The sequence below is a fragment of the Alteromonas sp. RKMC-009 genome, from assembly GCF_003584565.2.
Taxonomy (GTDB): Bacteria; Pseudomonadota; Gammaproteobacteria; order Enterobacterales; family Alteromonadaceae; genus Alteromonas.
This window is the reverse complement of sequence record NZ_CP031010.1, coordinates 2,185,670-2,203,612: the sequence shown is the minus strand read 5'-3', so window position 1 is coordinate 2,203,612 and position 17,943 is coordinate 2,185,670. Positions and strand designations below refer to the sequence as shown.

Genomic DNA, 17,943 nt, shown 5'->3' with positions numbered 1-17,943 from the left:
ACTGCCATGCAAATCTATCCAAACCGTTTTGAAGCGGAACTAGATAAAGACCTCAAGCCTTGTTATTTGCTTTTTGGTGATGAGCCACAGCAAAAATTTTCCATGATCGAAGCGGTGCGGGAAAAAGCCAGAGCTCAGGGCTTCACTGAGCGGACAGTATTAGTTGCCGACAGTGGTTTTAACTGGAGTCAGTTAATTGAGGCCACTCAATCTTTGTCTTTATTTGCTTCGCAACAGATTATTGAACTGGAGCTACCTACCGGAAAACCCGGTACTGAGGGTAGTCAGACCCTGCAATCAGTAGCAGCGAATCTGGGTAACGACATTCTGTTACTGATCCACGGTCCCCGTATTGGCAAAGATGTACAAAAAGCCAAATGGTTCAAGGTTCTTGACGATACCGGCATTCATTCCATTTGCTATGCACTGGAAGGTAATAATCTTCACACATGGATCCAGCAGACTATGCAAAAAGCCGGACTTAACGGCGATGCAGCCTGTGTCCGCATGATTGCAGATATGTGTGAGGGCAATATGCTGGCCGCTCATCAGGAAATCCAGAAGTTATCGCTGGTTTATGCCGGACAGGCCATTACACCTGAACAGGTAGAAGCGGCCATTGTCGATCAATCCAGATTCAATGTATTTCAGCTGGTTGATGTCATGCTGAACGGAGACCGGCAGCGCTGTATCCGCATGTTGTACCGTCTGGAAAGTGAGGGCATTGAACCTAATATCCTGATCTGGGCATTTATTCGTGAATGGCAGACCTTAAGCCAGTTACACGAAGTCAGATCGTCCGGACAACCTGTCCAGTGGATGAAGTTCGGGATCTGGAAAAATCGTCAGGGCTGTTATCAGTCGGCACTGAACCGGCTGAGCGCTGCCCACCTTGACCATATCAGAGAGGCGCTGGAACAGGCCGACTTTGCTTTTAAACAAAATACAGTGGAAAGGCCTTTTATCAAGCTTGCACACCTTTGTATGTTGTTCATGGGCATAGAGCTTAACGGATTAACTTTGATGCCGGACCTGCACTGACACCGGTGTGGGAATTGCGGTAAAATTCGCTATAGTTAAAATGTTGTACGTTAATTTTTTGTGTATTTGAGGAGAACTTTTGGACAGTAACCAGTTCAAACAATTCGTGTTAGATAAAATCGACGACATGAAAGCCCGTGATGTCATTCAACTGGACGTAAAAGGTAAGTCGACAATTACTGACCTGATGATTATCTGCTCGGGTAATTCCAAGCGACACGTGGTGTCTATCGCGGATAATCTGCATGTAGAAATGAAACAGGCCGGACATCCGCCTCTGAGCATTGAAGGCAAAGAGACCGGTGAATGGGTTCTTGTTGATCTTGGCGACATCATCGTGCATGTCATGCAGGATGAAGCCAGAGATTTCTACCAGCTTGAAAAGCTCTGGGGCTGAACATCAGCCATCAGTATGCCACGGCGTTGACTGTCAGCGGCGTTCCGGCAAGACTTATCACTTCAAATCGCTCAACCGGGAAGTTGTAAAACGGTGAAAATTCAAATCGTTGCGGTAGGAACTAAAATGCCTGACTGGGTTGCCAGGGGTGTTGATGAGTTTGTGCGCCGTTTTCCCGCTGACATGCCTGTCAGCTTTACTGAAATTGCCGCGGGAAAGCGTGGCAAAAATGCTGATATTCCGCGCATCCTTCAAAAGGAAGGAGAAGCAACGCTGGGGGCAATCCCGAAGGGAAACCGCATCGTCACACTGGAAGTCACCGGTAAGCCCTGGGACACCCCCCAACTTGCCAGACAACTTGATGCCTGGAAGATGGACGGGCGTGACGTAAGTTTACTCATCGGGGGCCCGGAAGGACTCGCCCCTGAGTGTATTGCCGCATCGGAACAGCGCTGGTCACTTTCTAATCTGACATTACCCCACCCTCTGGTGCGCATTATTGTGGCGGAAAGCTTATATCGCGCCTGGTCTGTTACCCAGAACCATCCGTATCACCGGGAATAACCATGGCCCGTAAACGTCAGGCGATTCGTGACCATACAGCGGAAGCGAACCTGTTTGCCCGCCGCGCCGCTGTTTCACTGCTTATTGTGTTTGCCATGCTCGGTATCGTGGTGAGTAATCTCTACGTACTGCAAGTTGAACAGCACGATGCTTATCAGACCCGCTCCAACGGTAACCGCATTAAAGTACTACCCATTGCCCCTAACCGGGGATTAATTTACGACCGCAACGGTATTTTGCTGGCTGAAAACCGGCCGGTATTCAGCCTGGAAGTCATTCCTGAAGAAGTCGACAGTCTGGACGACACCCTGGACAGCCTGTCTGCTCTCATGGGGATCACGCAGGAAGAAAGGGACAATTTTCTCAAAATATACCGCGGACAACGACGGTTTAAGCCCATCGCTCTGCGCACCCAGCTAAATGAAGAAGAAGTGGCATTGTTTTCTGCCCAGCAACACCGTTTTCCGGGTGTTTCTGTGGAAGCCCGTCTTTCGCGCTACTATCCCTACGGTGAAACGCTGACTCACGTACTTGGCTACGTAGCAAAAATTAATAAGAAAGATTTACAGAAATTGCAGGAAGCTGGTCAGGAAGATAATTACGCTGCTACCTACGACATCGGTAAACTGGGTATCGAAAAATACCATGAAGAAGAATTACACGGCCAGGTCGGTTATCAGCAGGTAGAAGTGAACAGTCAGGGACGGATAATCCGTACGTTGAGTGTTGATCCGCCGGTGCCCGGTAAAGACATTGTGCTGAATATTGATCTTGCCCTGCAGCTGGCTGCAAAAAAAGCGCTGGATGGTAAGCGGGGCACTGTGGTCGTTTCTGCGCCTGATACCGGCGGTGTACTGGCCATGTATTCCAGTCCGAGTTACGACCCTAACCTGTTTGTCCACGGGATCAGCAGCAAGAACTACAGTGCCTTACTGAATTCCCCTGACCGCCCTCTGATTAACCGCGCTACGCAGGGACAGTATCCGCCGGCTTCCACTATCAAGCCTCTACTTGGTCTGGTGGGCCTTGAGGACGGTGTCATTACACCGAAGACCACGATTAATGACACCGGACGTTACAAGCTCCCCAACGTAAGCCATGTGTGGCGTGACTGGAAAAAATGGGGGCACGGGAAAGTCAATGTTGAGCGGGCCATTATGATGTCCTGCGATACTTTCTACTATGACCTTGCCTACAAGCTCGGTATTGACCGCATCAGTGATGCGATGTCTGAATTCGGTTTCGGCGATTACACCGGCGTAGACTTGTACGAAGAATCCGACGCCAATATGCCAAGCCGCGGCTGGAAACGCGCCCGTTTTAATCAGCCCTGGTACATCGGTGATACGATTCCTGTGGGTATTGGCCAGAGTTACTGGACTGCGACACCGATCCAGCTGAATCAGGCAATAAATACGCTGATAAACCACGGCGAACGGTTTGTTCCGCAAATTATGATGGGATTCATGAGTGAAAATGGCGAGGTCTCGCAGGAGCCTTTAAAAACCATGCGTCCGATTATGGTGAAAGAAAGAAAAAACTGGGATTTAATGCTCAGTGCCATGCACGATGTTAATCATTCCGATGAAGGTACCGGCCGCAAGTCGTTCTCTGATGCCCCTTACCAGTCCGGAGGTAAGTCCGGTACAGCACAACTTTTTTCAGTAGGCCAGAACGAGTCCTACAACGAAGAAGAGGTTTCTGAACATCTTCGTGATAATGCCATGTATGTAGCCTTCGCCCCTTATGAGCAACCTGAAGTCTCTGTGGCGGTTGTGGTTGAAAATGCCGGAGGCGGCAGTTCCAATGCCGCACCCGTAGCCCGTCAGGTTATGGATTTTTTCTTCCGCGAAAGGGACTTTATGCAGCCTGATTATGTGCCGCCGGAGCAAGCATCAAAGGAACAGGCTGAATGAAACGTACAACGATAAAACAAAATCAGTCTACTCTGCTCGAACGGCTTCATATTGACGGCTGGCTGTTGCTGGGATTGCTGGTTTTAATGGTGGTCGGCCTGTATACCCTTTATTCGGCCTCCGGTCAGGATCCCGGCCAGATGGAACGGCAGTTCGCCCGTCTCGGTATTGCCATGGGTGTAATGTGCGTCATGGCGCAGGTACCACCTATGGCCTACCGTCGGTTATCCACTTATGCTTACATTGCCGGCTTGCTGATGCTGATTGCTGTACTTTTATTCGGCGACGTGGGTAAAGGTGCCCAGCGCTGGCTTGATCTTAAATTTGTTCGTTTTCAGCCATCGGAACTGATGAAGCTTGCGGTGCCCATGATGGTGGCCTGGTATATCAGTAAGTTTACCCTGCCCCCCCGTCTTATTCAGATAGGCATTGGCTTCACTCTGGTTATCGTTCCTACAATCCTCATCGCTAAACAGCCGGATTTAGGGACGTCGCTACTCATTGCCAGTTCGGGCATTTTTGCTATTTTTCTGGCAGGCATGAGCTGGCGTCTTATTGGCATTGTTGCCGCCATGGGCGGTGCGTTTGCACCGGTAATGTGGTTTTTTCTGATGCAGGAATATCAGAAACAGCGGGTAATCACGTTTTTAAATCCTGAATCCGATCCTCTGGGCGCCGGATATCATATTATCCAGTCTAAAATTGCCATTGGTTCCGGCGGCCTTCAGGGCAAAGGCTGGTTGCAGGGAACCCAGTCACAGCTTGAGTTTCTGCCGGAACGTCACACCGATTTTATCTTTGCGGTTTTCAGTGAAGAATTCGGTCTGACTGGCGTCATCGGATTACTCGCAATTTACCTGTTTATCATTATTCGCGGCCTGATCATTGCCAACCGTGCTCAGGACGCCTACAGTAAGCTATTGGCGGGTTCGATAACCCTGACCTTCTTTGTTTACGTGTTTGTAAATATGGGTATGGTGTCAGGCTTACTGCCCGTAGTAGGAGTGCCACTGCCACTGGTTAGTTTTGGCGGTACGTCAATGGTGACATTGATGGCTGGTTTTGGCATTCTGATGGCAATCGGAACACAAAAAAGATTCTTATCCCGATAACCGGTTATGTGCGCTAAATACTGTATCTTACTGCTATGTGCAGTCGTGTTATGCGGCTGCCAGTCTTCAGGTCGCTATGCCCAGCACAGCGATTCAGCCCCCACGTTTGTGTATGACGAACCGGATTACACTGACGCAGACCCGCAATACGAACCTTACCGTGAATGGAACAGCCGCCCCTACGAAGTATTGGGTAAACGATATTATCCGTTGCAATCCGGTAAAGGTTTTGTGGAAACCGGGCTGGCTTCCTGGTACGGCCAGAAATTTCACGGGCACCTCACTTCTAACGGTGAAACCTACAATATGTTTGCAATGACAGCGGCACATAAAACCTTGCCGCTGCCCTCATTTGTTAAAGTGACTAACTTGAGTAATGGCAAGACAGCCATTGTGCGGGTAAATGATCGTGGCCCATTTCATTCCAGCCGGATTATCGACTTGTCTTATGCCGCAGCGAAAAAACTGGATTACCAGCAGCACGGCACGGCAAAGGTGAAGCTGGAAGTGATTCATTTTGATGAGAACAATCAGGTGACTGTGGGCAATCAGCCTACTGTCAGCTATGAACAATATGCCGGCATTGTTCCTCTGCCTGAAGAGCCGGAAGCTGAGCCGGTTTCTGCTGCTGACGACGGGCTTTACATTCAGGTTGCCGCAGTGAGTGATCCTGAACGTGCCAAATCAGTATCTACCGTCCTGTCCCAACTTTATCAGGTGCCTGCTGAAATACCGTTAATTAATAATATCTACAAATTACGGCTGGGCCCGCTGGCTGACCGCTTTCAGGCAAAAATGCTGTTAGATGATTTGCAGAAAAATGGCTATCCCGGTGCTTATACCGTGGGCGGCAACCTGTAAATATGGCATTCATCTGCCGAACTTGTGGATTTGCCGGGTAAATCGGTCAGCAACACTGTAATCCGGTAGACTTTTAAGGTACAAATCAGTATCTGAATCACTTTGCTCTTTATATAAGGAACAAAGCTGCACTGACTCTGGTCCAGGCTTGTTGCTTACGTTAAAATTCAAAACAGTTTGTCTTAAATAAAAAACGGTAATTGATATTCCCATGCATAAAATTATAAATCGCGCTAAACCGTCTTTCATGCTCACCATGTTTATCATGATGTGCATGTCTTATGTTGCCAAAGTCCACGCCAACGTCGTGATCCCGCCGCCGCCAAGTGTTGCCGCTGAAGGCTTCGTGCTGATGGATAACGAAACGGGCCAGGTTATCGCAGAGAAAAATGCAGACATGCAGTTGCCGCCTGCAAGTCTGACTAAAATGATGACGACGTATGTCATCGGAAAAGAGCTGGAAGCCGGCAATATCAGCATGGACGATGAAGTAACCATTTCTGAAAATGCATGGGCGAAGAATTTTCCGGAATCATCAAAAATGTTCATTGAGGTGGGTACACAGGTAAAAGTGGCCGACCTGGTTCGCGGTATTATTATTCAGTCCGGTAACGATGCCTGTGTTGCTATGGCTGAACATATCGCCGGTTCTGAAAGTGCCTTTGCCAGCATGATGAATGCCCACGCGCAGGCGCTGGGTATGTCTTCTTCACATTTTGTGAACAGCCACGGCCTGCACGACCCCGATCACTACGTAACGCCGCGGGATATGGCGCTGTTGTCTCAGGCGCTGGTCGCTGAGACGCCGGAAATCTACGCGATTTACAGCGAAAAAGAGTACACCTACAACGGTATCAAACAGTACAACCGTAACAGCTTGCTGTGGGATCAGAGCCTGAATGTGGATGGCATTAAAACCGGTCACACTTCTGATGCAGGCTACAGCCTCATCACCTCGGCCAAACAAGGTGATATGCGTTTAATTTCTGTTGTGATGGGCACAGACAGTGAACGCGCCCGAAAAGAAGAAAACAAAAAATTATTGCGTTACGGTTTCCGTTTCTATGAAACTGTAACCCCTTATAAAGCCGGTGAAAGCTTCGTTGCTCACCGCATTTATATGGGTGACCGCGAAACTGTAGACCTTGGAATTAATCAATCTACCCCCATTACCATTCCCCGTGGCCAGGCAGGTAACCTGGAAGCCAGCTTTGAGTTAGATAAGAAACTGGAAGCGCCACTGGCAAAAGGCCAGGTGGTCGGCACACTTTACCTGCAACTGGACGGCGAAGACGTTGCCAACTATCCCCTTGTTGCTTTGCAGGAAGTGAATGAAGGTGGTTTCTTCGATCGTATGGTTGATTATGTCATGCTGCAGCTTGGCTGGGACGAATAACCGGTCAGTAGTGCTAGTTGATCAGCGGCCAGATTGTTATAATCTGGCCGTTTTGTTTATATAAAGAAGTAAGGATATCGTAATGGATACCCGTTTCGATGAGTTGCTGGATTTTCCCTGTTTCCAGACGTTTAAAGTAATGGGTGTAGCCCATGAAGAATTACCGCAGCAGGTGATTACCTGTCTGCAGCAGCATTCGCCGGGAGATTACTCTCCTACCGTTAAGCCCAGTGCTAAAGGTAACTACCATTCTGTGTCGGTGAGTGTCCGTGTGACCAGTAAAGAGCACATGGAAACCATTTATACCGAGCTGGCTAAAATTGAACTGGTCAGGGTTGTATTGTAAGTGACCGCAACACATCATCCTGTAATTGTCCGTCAGTTAGCCCGTCAGTCTTATTTGCCGGTGTGGCAAAAAATGCAGGCGTTCACCGATGAGCGTGACGCAGACACAACCGATGAAATCTGGCTGGTAGAGCATGACGCTGTGTTTACCCAGGGTCAGGCGGGTAAAGCAGAACACATATTGATGCCGGGAGATATTCCTGTAGTCAACGTAGACCGTGGCGGTCAGGTTACCTACCATGGTCCCGGCCAGCAGGTTATTTACATGATGCTGAATATTAAGCGTCGAAAACTGGGTGTGCGGGAGCTGGTGACGGCGATGGAAGATGCAGTGGTTGCATTACTGGCAGACTACGGTGTAGAAGCCCGCGCTAAGAAAGATGCCCCCGGTGTGTACGTTGATGAACGGAAAGTGTGTTCCTTAGGATTACGGATCCGTAAAGGTTGTTCATTCCATGGACTCGCACTCAATGTTAATATGGACTTAGCTCCGTTCAACCGGATTAATCCCTGCGGCTATGCCGGCATGGAAATGATTGATACTGCGCGGTTAGCAGGGCCTGATTCGCTGGAAATTGCAGGCCCGGCTCTCACGCAACACCTTCTGAATATTCTAAATATTCAGGAAGTCATAAACAAAGAAGGTTTTGATGAGTAACGCACGTCCTAAAGCCGGGGTAAAACTCCGCGATGATGAGAAAGTAAAACATATTCCGATTACGATCGTCCCTACCGAAAAAGAGGAGATGCTTCGTAAACCGTCATGGATCAAGATTAAGCTTCCACGTACAACTGATCGTATTGACGAAATCAAACAGACGCTGCGTAAAAACAAACTGCATTCCGTATGTGAAGAAGCCTCCTGCCCTAACCTGGCTGAGTGCTTTAACCACGGAACTGCCACCTTCATGATTTTAGGTGATATTTGTACCCGTCGTTGTCCTTTCTGCGATGTCGCTCACGGAAAACCATTACCGCCCAGTGCCGAAGAACCGGAAAAACTGGCTAAGACCATTGCGGAAATGAAGTTGAAATACGTGGTGATTACTTCAGTAGACCGTGATGATCTCAGAGACGGTGGTGCTCAGCACTTTGTTGATTGTATTAATGCAATACGTGAACACAGTCCGTCAACCACCATTGAAGTACTGGTACCGGATTTCCGTGGCCGTATGGATCGTGCACTGGAGATTTTCAAAAGCGGTGTTCCGGATGTATTCAACCATAACCTTGAAACCATTCCTCGCCTTTACCGGGAATGCCGTCCGGGCGCGAACTATCAGTGGTCTCTGGATCTGCTGAAGAAATTTAAAGCTCAGCACCCTGACGTGAAAACCAAGTCCGGCCTGATGATGGGCATGGGTGAAGAGAACGAAGAGATCGAAGGTGTACTGCGTGATTTACGTGCCCACGACGTGGACATGCTGACTCTGGGTCAATACCTGCAACCTTCCCGTCACCATTACCCGGTGAAACGTTATGTGCACCCGAACGAATTTGATGCTCTTGGCGATTACGCGAAAGATATCGGCTTCGTGCACGCAGCATGCGGTCCTATGGTTCGCTCAAGCTATCATGCAGACCAGCAGGCAGCCGGTAAAGAAGTGAAGTAACTCTCAGCTAAGTATTATATAAAACCCGGCAAATGCCGGGTTTTTTAATTCATTGAATGACTGTACTCATAAACCTGATTGCGGCCGAAGCGTTTAGACTGATAAAGCGCAAGATCCGAAGCCGAAAACAGGTTATCGAGACCATATCCTACCTGCGATGAACTGCTGACCCCGAAACTGGCAGATACAGTAAATTTATGACCGGATATTCCGGAATCAATTTCTTCTATGGCCTGCCTGCAGCGTTCCGCCAATTCGAATCCCTGCTCTGTTGTCATTCCTTCGGCCAGAATTCCAAATTCTTCTCCGCCCATGCGGGTGACCAGTCCTTTCTCCGGACAGCAATTTTTAAGAACACGGGCCACTTCCCGCAAAACCCAGTCTCCCACCTGATGACCATAGGTGTCGTTAAGACCTTTAAATAAATCCAGATCCAGCAGTAACATCACCACAGACGTTTCATTTTTCTGGCAGCGTTTAAGTATTTCTGCGGCAAGGTCCGTGAAGTAACCCCGGTTATAAACACCTGTCAGACTGTCGCGGGTTGCAAGGTAGCGCAGGCGTCTGGCAAGCCTGCGGCTGCGGTAGCTCCACAGTAGCAGAGCAACACCCATTACAGACACCAGCGAGAGGGCCAGTACCGTAGTCTTCATTTTCTGGCTGCTGTATTTCGCTTCTGCCTGAAGTAACTTGTTTTGTTTGTCCAGCAGGAGAATTTCGTTTTCTTTACTGGATAAATCAAACATGGCTTTCTGAAATGCGAGCTCTTTAATGCTTTGTTCTGAATGCAGCGCGTCTTCCATGCGTTGTTTATTGCTGATGTAATCAAACGCCTTATGATATTGCTGCTTTTCAACGGCTATTCCGACCAGGATACGGTATGCATCCCGCAGTGCCTCTTTAAATTCCTCACGAATATCCTTTTGAATCACACCCTGTGCCAGTGCTTCAGCATCATCTACTTTTCCTTCGCTGAGGCGCATCTCTGCCAGCGATAAACTGAATCCGGCCATCAAATGATGAAACTGACTCTCGTTTACCCGCCAGGTAGCTTCCTTCTCAATAATGCGTGCTTTGTTGAAAGCCCCTTCCTTTACATATAAATCAAGCAGATGGACGTAATTGAAAGCGATGTAGTAATTTTGCCCTGCCCGTCTGCATACATCAATCGCATGATTAAAGCCTTTTTCAGACGCCGTGTTGTTATGAAGATTTATTTCTTCACCCAGCGACAGTGCGAAACAACGCAAATCATCTCCTGCCTCTTTTGTTGCAAGGATTTTCCCCACCATATCAGACGCCATGTCATACAAACCGGCCTGGCTGTAAAATACCACCATGCCTTTCCAGGCGGATAAATTACTCTGTACGTCATTCAGCCGGGCGATTTGCGCTTCAAGTTCTTTTGCCAGGCCGAACGCATGGTCCCATTCGTTCAGGTAAGCTTCCAGTGCCAGCAGTGATTTAGCGACTTTAACTTTCACCGCCTCATCCGGCAGCGTGCGGTAAAGCCCTTTATACTGACCGACAACAGTTTCAAGAGGCGTATCTTTCGTAGAAAGGTAAATGGATAAATAGCGGTAAAAATGTTTATCTGCCGGTGCAAGCAACTCCGGGTTAACTTCTTTCAGGAGGATTTTTGCCGTGTCCCAGTCAGACAAAGCGAGGGATTCAATGCGCTGCAGTCTTTCATGATCATCCGTTGCCGTGCAGACGAAAGGAATAAACAACAAAATGAAAAGAAAACAGCGCATTCAGCAATCTCAGTATTAAACAACTATCCGTTGCAGCAGTTACGCCACAATCGGGTTTCTGTCGGGCTCACGCTCCGGTTCCCGTGAAGGCTCGTCGGGATCATTAGGCTCCACGATAGCCATCAGCGGGTTCATTCTAACAGTTTCTGCTTTTAAACGTGCGATATCTGCCATTTCTTCCGGTGATAACTGATCTACCGAACGGGTGACATCCTCTGCCAGTGCAGCGAGTATTTCTATAGTCTTATTCATGATGTTGCTTCCTTGTCAGATGAGAGTGAGTTGAGTTTATTTAGTATTTTTTCGTTTTTAATTAATCGCTTGCATGGTGGTATCACCAGGGTGGTGATCAAGGATAACGCGGCTTCATGTAACGTATTCAAAGGCAGCCATTCAATTCTGGTTTTATCCGTTATCACCACGGGGCATTCATACAACGCAACACGGTGCTCCGGCGGATAGCCATAATCATCAATTAACAGATCAGTAAGTACTTTACGCTGAGCCACCGACGTTGATTTTTTTGTAATGGATAAGTCCCCTGCCAGACCGACCTGCCAGAGGAAGAGATACGCAGTAGTATCGATATTACGTGAGAACATCATGAATTGAGTGGTTTCAAAATGTTGACTGCCATAGGCGCCGGGGTCGATGCCCATATCAGCATACAGGCAGTCTTCAGCAGAAATGCCCGGCTCCATATGCGCACGAAAGCCTGCCTGCTTTGCCTGAGCAATAGCCGTATGAGGCACCTGAGCAAATACACCCGGATGCCCGTAGAATACACCGCACACCCGTTTGCCCGATGTCACTTCCGCCATTATCGCTGCGACCATTTCGCGATAAGTATCACGGCGATCTTTACCTTCCGCATAAAGTGGCTGTAAAGAACGGGTATCTTTGTTCATGGTGCTTACCCATTGCTCCATCAGAGGATGACAATTGGTAAAGACCACATCAGCGTTTTCGATGTGACTGCGGCAGCGCAGCGGCATATGAGCACCAAGGGTCATTCCCGGCCCCACGCAGACCAAACTTCCTGTGTTACTTTGCATAGTAATAACCGTACTGCTGTATTTTTTATGATTTTATAAACGGTTTCAGACCAGCCCGTCAAAGGCTGTATATTGTCTGAGCGATTTACTCTAATTATGCCCTGATAATTTTGCGGAGCAAGCATGAATTATGTCCGTCTTACCTTTATTAATCAGACATGTGAGACAAATCAATCACCCTGGCCGCCTCAATTCGCGGCGGCGCATGATGACTTGCCCTGCCAGCCTGTTACAATACGCCGCTAAAAACAGGAGTCCCTATGAGAAAACATATTTACATTGCCTATACCGGCGGTACTATCGGGATGAAACCTTCCAGACAAGGCTATGTGCCCGCAGCGGGATTCCTTGGCAACACCCTCGCCAACATGCCTGAGTTTCATCGTCCTGAAATGCCTTTATATACTCTGCATGAGTATGACAACCTGATTGATTCTTCTGACATGAACCCGTCAGACTGGCAGCGTATCGCTGATGATATCGCAGATAATTATGATAAATATGACGGATTCATTATTCTCCATGGTACGGATACCATGGCTTACACGGCATCTGCCCTCAGCTTTATGCTGGAGGATCTGAGTAAACCGGTTATCGTTACCGGCTCACAAATTCCGCTGGCAGAACTGCGTTCTGACGGTCAGGTTAATCTGCTCAATGCCCTTTACGTCGCGGCGAACTATCCCATTGCAGAAGTCAGCCTGTTCTTCAACAACCGCCTTCTGAGAGGAAACCGGAGCCGAAAAGTCGATGCAGACGGTTTTAATGCGTTTGACTCACCGAACTTCCCGCCGTTACTGGAAGCCGGTATTAATATCCGTGTCAAAGCCGGAGAACTGGCCAAACCGGCAGCAACACCACTGAAAGTCTGCCGTGTTAAATCACAACCCATCGGTCTGGTGAGCTTATACCCCGGGATTTCACCGGAGGTAATTAAAAACACGTTACAGCAGCCGGTTAATGCACTCATTCTGTTAAGTTACGGCGTAGGCAACGCACCACAACAGCCTGCTCTGTTACAACAACTCAAGTACGCGGCAGACCGCGAAATCGTTGTACTTAACTGCACACAATGCCTCCGTGGCCGGGTGAATATGGGTGGCTATGCAACGGGTAACAGTCTAAAAGAAGCCGGTGTACTGTCCGGCAGTGACATGACGCCGGAAGCAGCCCTTGCCAAATTGCACTACCTGCTCAGCCAGTCATTAAGTTATGAAGAGATTAAATCAAAGCTGACGACCAGTTTACGTGGTGAGCTAAGCGAATAAAAAAAGAGTAAACATGCAATCATTTACAGGCGCACTTGGCAAGATGAAGGTAACCGTTAATACCAGTCATCTTGTCCACTACACATTACCGCTGGGTGATGAGACGGTAGATATGAACAGTCTCATCGGGAAAGAAATTACGCTGACCACAGAAGGTGAAATCCGCTGCGTTCATTGTGATGCGAAAACCAAAAAAAGTTTCAATCAGGGTTACTGCTACCGTTGCCTGATCACCCTGGCTCAATGCGACAGTTGTATTATCAAACCTGAACTTTGCCATTACAAAGAAGGCACCTGCAGGGAGCCGGAATGGGGAGAAAGCCATTGTCTGAGTGACCACTTTGTTTATCTGGCGAATACCGGCAACCTGAAGGTTGGCATTACCCGTCATGTATCTGATCAGGTGTCCAGCCGCTGGATGGACCAGGGCGCCAGTCAGGCTATGGTTTTTCTTCGTGTCAAAGACCGCCTGACCAGTGGTCTGGTGGAAACCTTATGTAAAGCCCACATCGGGGATAAAACCAACTGGCGGACAATGCTGAAAGGCGAAGCGGAAGCGGCAGATTTACCGGCTCTGAAAGCCAGTCTGATGGAGAAAATCGCTGACGGTCTGGAAGATATCCGCCGTGAACACGGGCTTGATGCGGTAAGCGAAACCACCGCAGAAGCGGTGTCTATTCACTATCCGGTCGATAACTACCCGGTAAAAATCAAATCAATTAATCTGGACAAAACCCCCGCATTCACGGGCACGTTGCATGGCATCAAGGGCCAGTATCTAATGCTCGATGGTGACAGGGTCATAAACATCCGCAAATATGCGGGTTACTGGGTAACATTGTCTTTTTAATGCTTGCCGGCAAGCAGGCAGATAAGAAAACGCATTAAAATAAATGGGAGCCGGAAAAGCCGGCTCTCTGTCTTATCCGGTCGCTTTATCAGCCGGAAAACTCTTCACCGCCCATTTCACGGGCCAGATCGTCAAGCTTTGCTGCCGTATCATCAAATTCTCCGTCAGCATAACGGTAGCGGATCAACACATGCTGTGAAGTCCTGCCCCGTTTAACGATGAGATCTTTTGCAGCAAAATGCTTCGCTGTATTTAAGAAACGGTAAGCATCCGGTTCCGTATCAAACACAAATTCCAGTTGCACCTGCACTACACGACCTCTTTCAGTAACACGGCATTTTCCTGCACCTGACCAATAATTTGCAGTAACCGCCGGAACTCAGCATCACCGGGTTTTCCGTGACCAAGCCATGCACAAAGCGCCTCACTGAAACTGATATCATCGCCCTTTTCCAGCTTCGCAGTCATCAGTGCAAGCTGCACATCACGGCGCTCCGCCTGCAAAGACGGTGCTGCATCAATATTTAATTTAAGCTCAAGCACATGGGTGTACCAGTCGCGGGATTTATCTGCAGCAGACTGACCTGTCAGTGCATTACGCCATGCTTTTGGTAATGAAGCCCAGGCATCACTATCCACCGGTAGAGTATCATTCGCCAGCCAGCTTTTCATCACATCATGCAATGACAACATGGCTGTTTTACGATCATCCAGCGCCTGATCCTGAACCTGCTGCTGCGCGTTTTTGCGAAGCCGGTCAATACGCTGCTGCACCACCGCCTGTTTCCTTGCGTCAAGGGTCTGCATCGCTTCGACCACAGGTACCAGTGCCGCATCCATTTCTTCCGGATGTTGTTTCACTGATTTGCCAACTACTTTAACCTGTTCGAGCAGGGTATTCAGCTGAGCATTTTCTTCTTGCGCAACGGCATCCCGCTGCTCTTTGACCCGGGCGAACAGCTCATCATTGATACTCTTAAAGGTTTGCCACAAACGACTTTCATGACGCTTGCCGGCATGACCGGTATTTTTCCATTCCACTTGCAGTGCTTTTGCCTGTTCAGACACAGAAGCACTGTCTTCCTGAGACGCCAGAGAACGGGCCTGTTCAATAATGGCCTGCTTGCGCACGCGGTTGTCATTAAACCACTGATTGACGCTGTCACTGAGTGGCGCCAGCGCAGCATCCCAACGTTTCCTGAGCGCCTCATACACGGGTTTGTCTACAGCACCGGCATCGCGCCAGCGCTGACGCAATTTATCCAGCTGTTTAGCCAGTGACGCGGGGACATCACAAGCCGGTGTGAGTGATGATAACTCACTGATCAACCCTTCCCGTTTTTGCTGCGCAGCGAGTCGCTGCTGTTCCTGTTCAGCATAATGGGCACGACATGGCGCAAAAGCCTGTTCCAGCGCTTCGTCAAAGGCGATATCTGCTTCATCCTTATCCTGAGAGGTTGCCAGTGACTGCCATTGTTTACGCAGTTGTTTGATAGCTGCCGCTCTGGCAGCAATATCAGCAGGAGCTGTTGCAGCGAGCTGTCGTGCTTCTTCCAGCATGGCCGGTTTGCGCGGCGCAGCCAGATATGTTTGCCAGCCTTCAAGACGGGCTATCTCTTCAGTGAGCTGCCCGTATTTGCGCTCAACGGAGAGCCGGTTGGTTTCATCGAGTGCATCATATAAAGTCTGAAGTTCAGTGAACCGCGTCATGGCAGCTCTGAAACGTCCGGTATCAATAAGATTACTGACTACAGATGATAATCTCCGGACCTGCTTCAGCGTATTGTTCTGAGCCACACGACGCTGAGTCTGTTCACGCTTTTTCGCTTTCGACAGTACACTCCAGCGTTGCTTTAACGCATCCGCTACAGGGAACAATAAGTCTTTGTGTTCTGCCCAGCGGCCTGCCAGCGCACGCCACACTTCATCGTCGATGTTTTCTGCGCCACCGGCATCCGCAGCGGCACGTTCAGCATCACTGAGCACCGCATTGAGCCGTATGGCGATCTGCTGTTGTGCTGAGAATGCATCCAGTTTACCGGCAAGCTCATTAATTGTATCTGCCAGTGCCTGTCGTTCCTCGGCAGGCTTTAACTGTGCGAAGCTGTCAGCTTTGCCTTCCAGTTCCCTTACCGCATCATTGACAGATTCAACATCAGAGAGTGTCGCTTCTGACAAACGCTCATTGAACAGCCAGACGACCTTTTCTGCCGCTGCAGACAATGCAGTCTTGAATGACAGCCATTCCTGCTGCAATGCCCTTTCTGCTTGTTGCGCGTCCCAGTCGACCTTCAGACGATCACGGTGTTGCTGCGCGCGCACAAGTAAACGGCTTTGCTTTTCAGTGATCGTTGCAACGACATTTTCAGCGAGAACGGGTAAATCCGCTGACAGCGCATCTAACTCTTCAGCACAGGCCTGCAATCGCGCATCCACATCTTCATAATCGAAGCGATCAGTGACTGCCTGCAGTTTTGACAGCACCAGCGTATAAGCCTGCTCAGTTCTGACCGGCTTTTCTGCCGCTTCCTGTAAGGTGCTCAGCTTATCCTGAATAAACGTCTGTACCTGCGCATCGTCCGTCTTTTTCAATAAACGGCCCAGCAATACTGCATCATCGCATTGTTCTGCGATACGCATTTGCATCGGCACAGATGCAAAAGCACCAAAGAACTCCCGTGTGTAGTCACTGCGGCCGATTTTTTCCAGCAACGCAAAAACCTGAGCGTCCGTCAGCGTTTCCCGGCGGGGAGATTCCACTAACCTGCGTGCCAGTTCAGCAGGGGCCTGCTTCAGGACATACTCATACTGGTCATCAGCAGATATATCCGCATTGTCAGCATCAATAATAGCGGATTCCACCCGTGCAACTGCACGGCGCCGGATTTTGTCATCACGGGCTGTCTGTGACATTTTCATCCACAGGGGAAAGGAATCCAGTTTTTCCAGTGCGGCCAGACTGACATCGCTGTTGCTGTCGTTGAAAGCCAGTTCATGCAACGCCGAGCGTTCTGCTGGTTTACTTACCGATAATCCGGCAATGGCCTGAAGGCGTTTTTGCGGGTCTGAACTGGTGTGCGCCGGGGAAAAAAGTCGACTAAATATCATCCTGTTTGAACCGCGCTATGGTGTTTTCATCCTGTTCCGCCTGCAACGCATCACGGAATTCTCTTTTACTTTTTTGCACGATCTCTCCCTGCGCATTTATTGTCATGTGCTCGGAGGATTTTTCGATTTTGGACTGGTACAACAATACCGCCTGCATGCAACTGTCCCGCTGCTCTTCAGACAGTACAGTGCCATCAGGCCATTTGCCGGTTTCAACTGCCTGACGCAGACGTGCGTACACATCCGGCGTCATAGCGGCAAGTAATGCATCTATATTCATGAGGAAAAACGTTTAATAATGACTAATCTGACACGGTTCACAACATACCACATAAAGCCGGCCACAGCGGCTAAAATCGCCAGGTTATGCTGAATATCACCGGGCTTTGTGCCGCCCCAGTACATAAAGCCGAAACCGGCAACAAACAACAGCACTGCCAGCAGTGACTGATTTTGTATACTTTGTTTTTTCTTGTAGCGCTGCAAACTCTGCTTTCTCAACACATCTTCAGCTGAAGCATCACCCACTCTGAACTGGCAATGGGGGCACTCTTCAGACTTATCGGATATTTTTTTATTGCATGACGGACAATCTGTTAATGCCATTATTGCTCCCGGATTGTTTTACTGGTACTTAAATAAGTTTCATTGCGGAACCCTGCA

The 17,943-nt window shown here is 49.0% G+C and carries 19 protein-coding genes; 12 read left to right on the top strand and 7 right to left on the bottom strand.

What is annotated here, in order from left to right:
- Positions 1 to 6: 6 nt before the first annotated feature.
- The 10 genes from holA (at position 7) to lipA (ending at position 9,245) form a co-directional block, all read left to right on the top strand.
- The gene (holA, locus tag DS731_RS09685) at positions 7 to 1,041 is read left to right on the top strand and encodes a DNA polymerase III subunit delta (protein ID WP_119501122.1); all 1,035 of its coding nucleotides are present in this window, start codon (positions 7 to 9) and stop codon (positions 1,039 to 1,041) included.
- A gap of 79 nt (positions 1,042 to 1,120) precedes the next feature.
- Entirely contained in the window at positions 1,121 to 1,438 is a 318-nt protein-coding gene (rsfS, locus tag DS731_RS09680) for a ribosome silencing factor (protein ID WP_119501121.1), read from the top strand.
- 93 nt (positions 1,439 to 1,531) lie between these two features.
- A complete protein-coding gene (gene rlmH, locus DS731_RS09675; RefSeq protein WP_119501120.1) occupies positions 1,532 to 2,002 on the top strand; it encodes a 23S rRNA (pseudouridine(1915)-N(3))-methyltransferase RlmH in 471 nt (156 codons plus the stop codon).
- Positions 2,003 to 2,004: 2 nt separating this feature from the next.
- Positions 2,005 to 3,918, top strand: a complete 1,914-nt coding sequence (gene mrdA / locus DS731_RS09670) for a penicillin-binding protein 2 (RefSeq protein ID WP_119501119.1) — start codon at positions 2,005 to 2,007, stop codon at positions 3,916 to 3,918.
- Entirely contained in the window at positions 3,915 to 5,030 is a 1,116-nt protein-coding gene (gene rodA, locus DS731_RS09665; protein WP_119501118.1) for a rod shape-determining protein RodA, read from the top strand. The genes mrdA and rodA overlap by 4 nt, the downstream gene beginning before the upstream one ends.
- Before the next feature lie 6 nt (positions 5,031 to 5,036).
- Positions 5,037 to 5,891, top strand: coding sequence for a septal ring lytic transglycosylase RlpA family protein (locus DS731_RS09660; RefSeq protein WP_119501117.1), 855 nt, complete (start codon positions 5,037 to 5,039; stop codon positions 5,889 to 5,891).
- A 247-nt stretch (positions 5,892 to 6,138) separates the two neighbouring features.
- Positions 6,139 to 7,287 carry a D-alanyl-D-alanine carboxypeptidase family protein gene (locus DS731_RS09655; RefSeq protein WP_232373553.1) on the top strand — a complete coding sequence of 383 codons (1,149 nt, stop codon included), beginning with the start codon at positions 6,139 to 6,141 and terminating at the stop codon, positions 7,285 to 7,287.
- 82 nt (positions 7,288 to 7,369) lie between these two features.
- Positions 7,370 to 7,633 carry a DUF493 family protein YbeD gene (gene ybeD, locus DS731_RS09650; RefSeq protein WP_119501115.1) on the top strand — a complete coding sequence of 88 codons (264 nt, stop codon included), beginning with the start codon at positions 7,370 to 7,372 and terminating at the stop codon, positions 7,631 to 7,633.
- A gap of 72 nt (positions 7,634 to 7,705) precedes the next feature.
- On the top strand, positions 7,706 to 8,290 hold the full coding sequence (gene lipB, locus DS731_RS09645; protein WP_232373552.1) for a lipoyl(octanoyl) transferase LipB: 585 nt from the start codon (positions 7,706 to 7,708) through the stop codon (positions 8,288 to 8,290).
- The gene (lipA, locus tag DS731_RS09640; RefSeq protein WP_119501113.1) at positions 8,283 to 9,245 is read left to right on the top strand and encodes a lipoyl synthase; all 963 of its coding nucleotides are present in this window, start codon (positions 8,283 to 8,285) and stop codon (positions 9,243 to 9,245) included. Before lipB ends, lipA begins: the two co-directional genes overlap by 8 nt.
- Before the next feature lie 44 nt (positions 9,246 to 9,289).
- Here the strand turns inward: lipA and DS731_RS09635 are convergent, their stop codons facing one another.
- Genes DS731_RS09635 through DS731_RS09625 form a run of 3 tightly spaced genes read right to left on the bottom strand, consistent with a single transcriptional unit; the run spans position 9,290 to position 12,054 of the window.
- Positions 9,290 to 10,999, bottom strand: coding sequence for a GGDEF domain-containing protein (locus DS731_RS09635; RefSeq protein ID WP_119501112.1), 1,710 nt, complete (start codon positions 10,997 to 10,999; stop codon positions 9,290 to 9,292).
- 39 nt (positions 11,000 to 11,038) lie between these two features.
- Complete coding sequence (locus DS731_RS09630; RefSeq protein ID WP_119501111.1) at positions 11,039 to 11,251, bottom strand: hypothetical protein; 213 nt, start codon at positions 11,249 to 11,251, stop codon at positions 11,039 to 11,041.
- A complete protein-coding gene (locus tag DS731_RS09625) occupies positions 11,248 to 12,054 on the bottom strand; it encodes an SAM-dependent methyltransferase (RefSeq protein WP_119501110.1) in 807 nt (268 codons plus the stop codon). The genes DS731_RS09630 and DS731_RS09625 overlap by 4 nt, the downstream gene beginning before the upstream one ends.
- Before the next feature lie 260 nt (positions 12,055 to 12,314).
- Here DS731_RS09625 and ansA point away from each other — a divergent pair, with 260 nt between their 5' ends.
- Together ansA and DS731_RS09615 are read left to right on the top strand one after the other, a co-directional pair.
- On the top strand, positions 12,315 to 13,322 hold the full coding sequence (ansA, locus tag DS731_RS09620) for an asparaginase (protein WP_119501109.1): 1,008 nt from the start codon (positions 12,315 to 12,317) through the stop codon (positions 13,320 to 13,322).
- A gap of 13 nt (positions 13,323 to 13,335) precedes the next feature.
- A complete protein-coding gene (locus DS731_RS09615) occupies positions 13,336 to 14,172 on the top strand; it encodes a DUF2797 domain-containing protein (protein WP_119501108.1) in 837 nt (278 codons plus the stop codon).
- Positions 14,173 to 14,260: 88 nt separating this feature from the next.
- Here the strand turns inward: DS731_RS09615 and DS731_RS09610 are convergent, their stop codons facing one another.
- Genes DS731_RS09610 through DS731_RS09595 form a run of 4 tightly spaced genes read right to left on the bottom strand, consistent with a single transcriptional unit; the run spans position 14,261 to position 17,886 of the window.
- Positions 14,261 to 14,461: a hypothetical protein gene (locus tag DS731_RS09610; RefSeq protein ID WP_232373521.1), complete on the bottom strand. Its 201-nt coding sequence runs from the start codon at positions 14,459 to 14,461 to the stop codon at positions 14,261 to 14,263.
- Positions 14,462 to 14,481: 20 nt separating this feature from the next.
- Complete coding sequence (locus DS731_RS09605; protein ID WP_119501106.1) at positions 14,482 to 17,280, bottom strand: DUF349 domain-containing protein; 2,799 nt, start codon at positions 17,278 to 17,280, stop codon at positions 14,482 to 14,484.
- Positions 17,270 to 17,560: a YeaC family protein gene (locus DS731_RS09600; protein WP_119501105.1), complete on the bottom strand. Its 291-nt coding sequence runs from the start codon at positions 17,558 to 17,560 to the stop codon at positions 17,270 to 17,272. Before DS731_RS09600 ends, DS731_RS09605 begins: the two co-directional genes overlap by 11 nt.
- Entirely contained in the window at positions 17,557 to 17,886 is a 330-nt protein-coding gene (locus DS731_RS09595; protein ID WP_119501104.1) for a hypothetical protein, read from the bottom strand. The genes DS731_RS09600 and DS731_RS09595 overlap by 4 nt, the downstream gene beginning before the upstream one ends.
- Positions 17,887 to 17,943 lie beyond the last annotated feature (57 nt).

Bases quoted from the DNA above. Each gene is read 5' to 3' on its own strand.
- holA (WP_119501122.1), top strand. From the start codon at position 7: ATGCAAATCTATCCAAACCGTTTTGAAGCGGAACTAGATAAAGACCTC.
- mrdA (WP_119501119.1), top strand. From the start codon at position 2,005: ATGGCCCGTAAACGTCAGGCGATTCGTGACCATACAGCGGAAGCGAAC.
- rodA (WP_119501118.1), top strand. From the start codon at position 3,915: ATGAAACGTACAACGATAAAACAAAATCAGTCTACTCTGCTCGAACGG.
- DS731_RS09660 (WP_119501117.1), top strand. From the start codon at position 5,037: ATGTGCGCTAAATACTGTATCTTACTGCTATGTGCAGTCGTGTTATGC.
- DS731_RS09655 (WP_232373553.1), top strand. From the start codon at position 6,139: ATGCTCACCATGTTTATCATGATGTGCATGTCTTATGTTGCCAAAGTC.
- ybeD (WP_119501115.1), top strand. From the start codon at position 7,370: ATGGATACCCGTTTCGATGAGTTGCTGGATTTTCCCTGTTTCCAGACG.
- lipB (WP_232373552.1), top strand. From the start codon at position 7,706: ATGCAGGCGTTCACCGATGAGCGTGACGCAGACACAACCGATGAAATC.
- lipA (WP_119501113.1), top strand. From the start codon at position 8,283: ATGAGTAACGCACGTCCTAAAGCCGGGGTAAAACTCCGCGATGATGAG.
- DS731_RS09635 (WP_119501112.1), bottom strand. From the start codon at position 10,999: ATGCGCTGTTTTCTTTTCATTTTGTTGTTTATTCCTTTCGTCTGCACG.
- DS731_RS09630 (WP_119501111.1), bottom strand. From the start codon at position 11,251: ATGAATAAGACTATAGAAATACTCGCTGCACTGGCAGAGGATGTCACC.
- DS731_RS09625 (WP_119501110.1), bottom strand. From the start codon at position 12,054: ATGCAAAGTAACACAGGAAGTTTGGTCTGCGTGGGGCCGGGAATGACC.
- ansA (WP_119501109.1), top strand. From the start codon at position 12,315: ATGAGAAAACATATTTACATTGCCTATACCGGCGGTACTATCGGGATG.
- DS731_RS09615 (WP_119501108.1), top strand. From the start codon at position 13,336: ATGCAATCATTTACAGGCGCACTTGGCAAGATGAAGGTAACCGTTAAT.
- DS731_RS09605 (WP_119501106.1), bottom strand. From the start codon at position 17,280: ATGATATTTAGTCGACTTTTTTCCCCGGCGCACACCAGTTCAGACCCG.
- DS731_RS09600 (WP_119501105.1), bottom strand. From the start codon at position 17,560: ATGAATATAGATGCATTACTTGCCGCTATGACGCCGGATGTGTACGCA.
- DS731_RS09595 (WP_119501104.1), bottom strand. From the start codon at position 17,886: ATGGCATTAACAGATTGTCCGTCATGCAATAAAAAAATATCCGATAAG.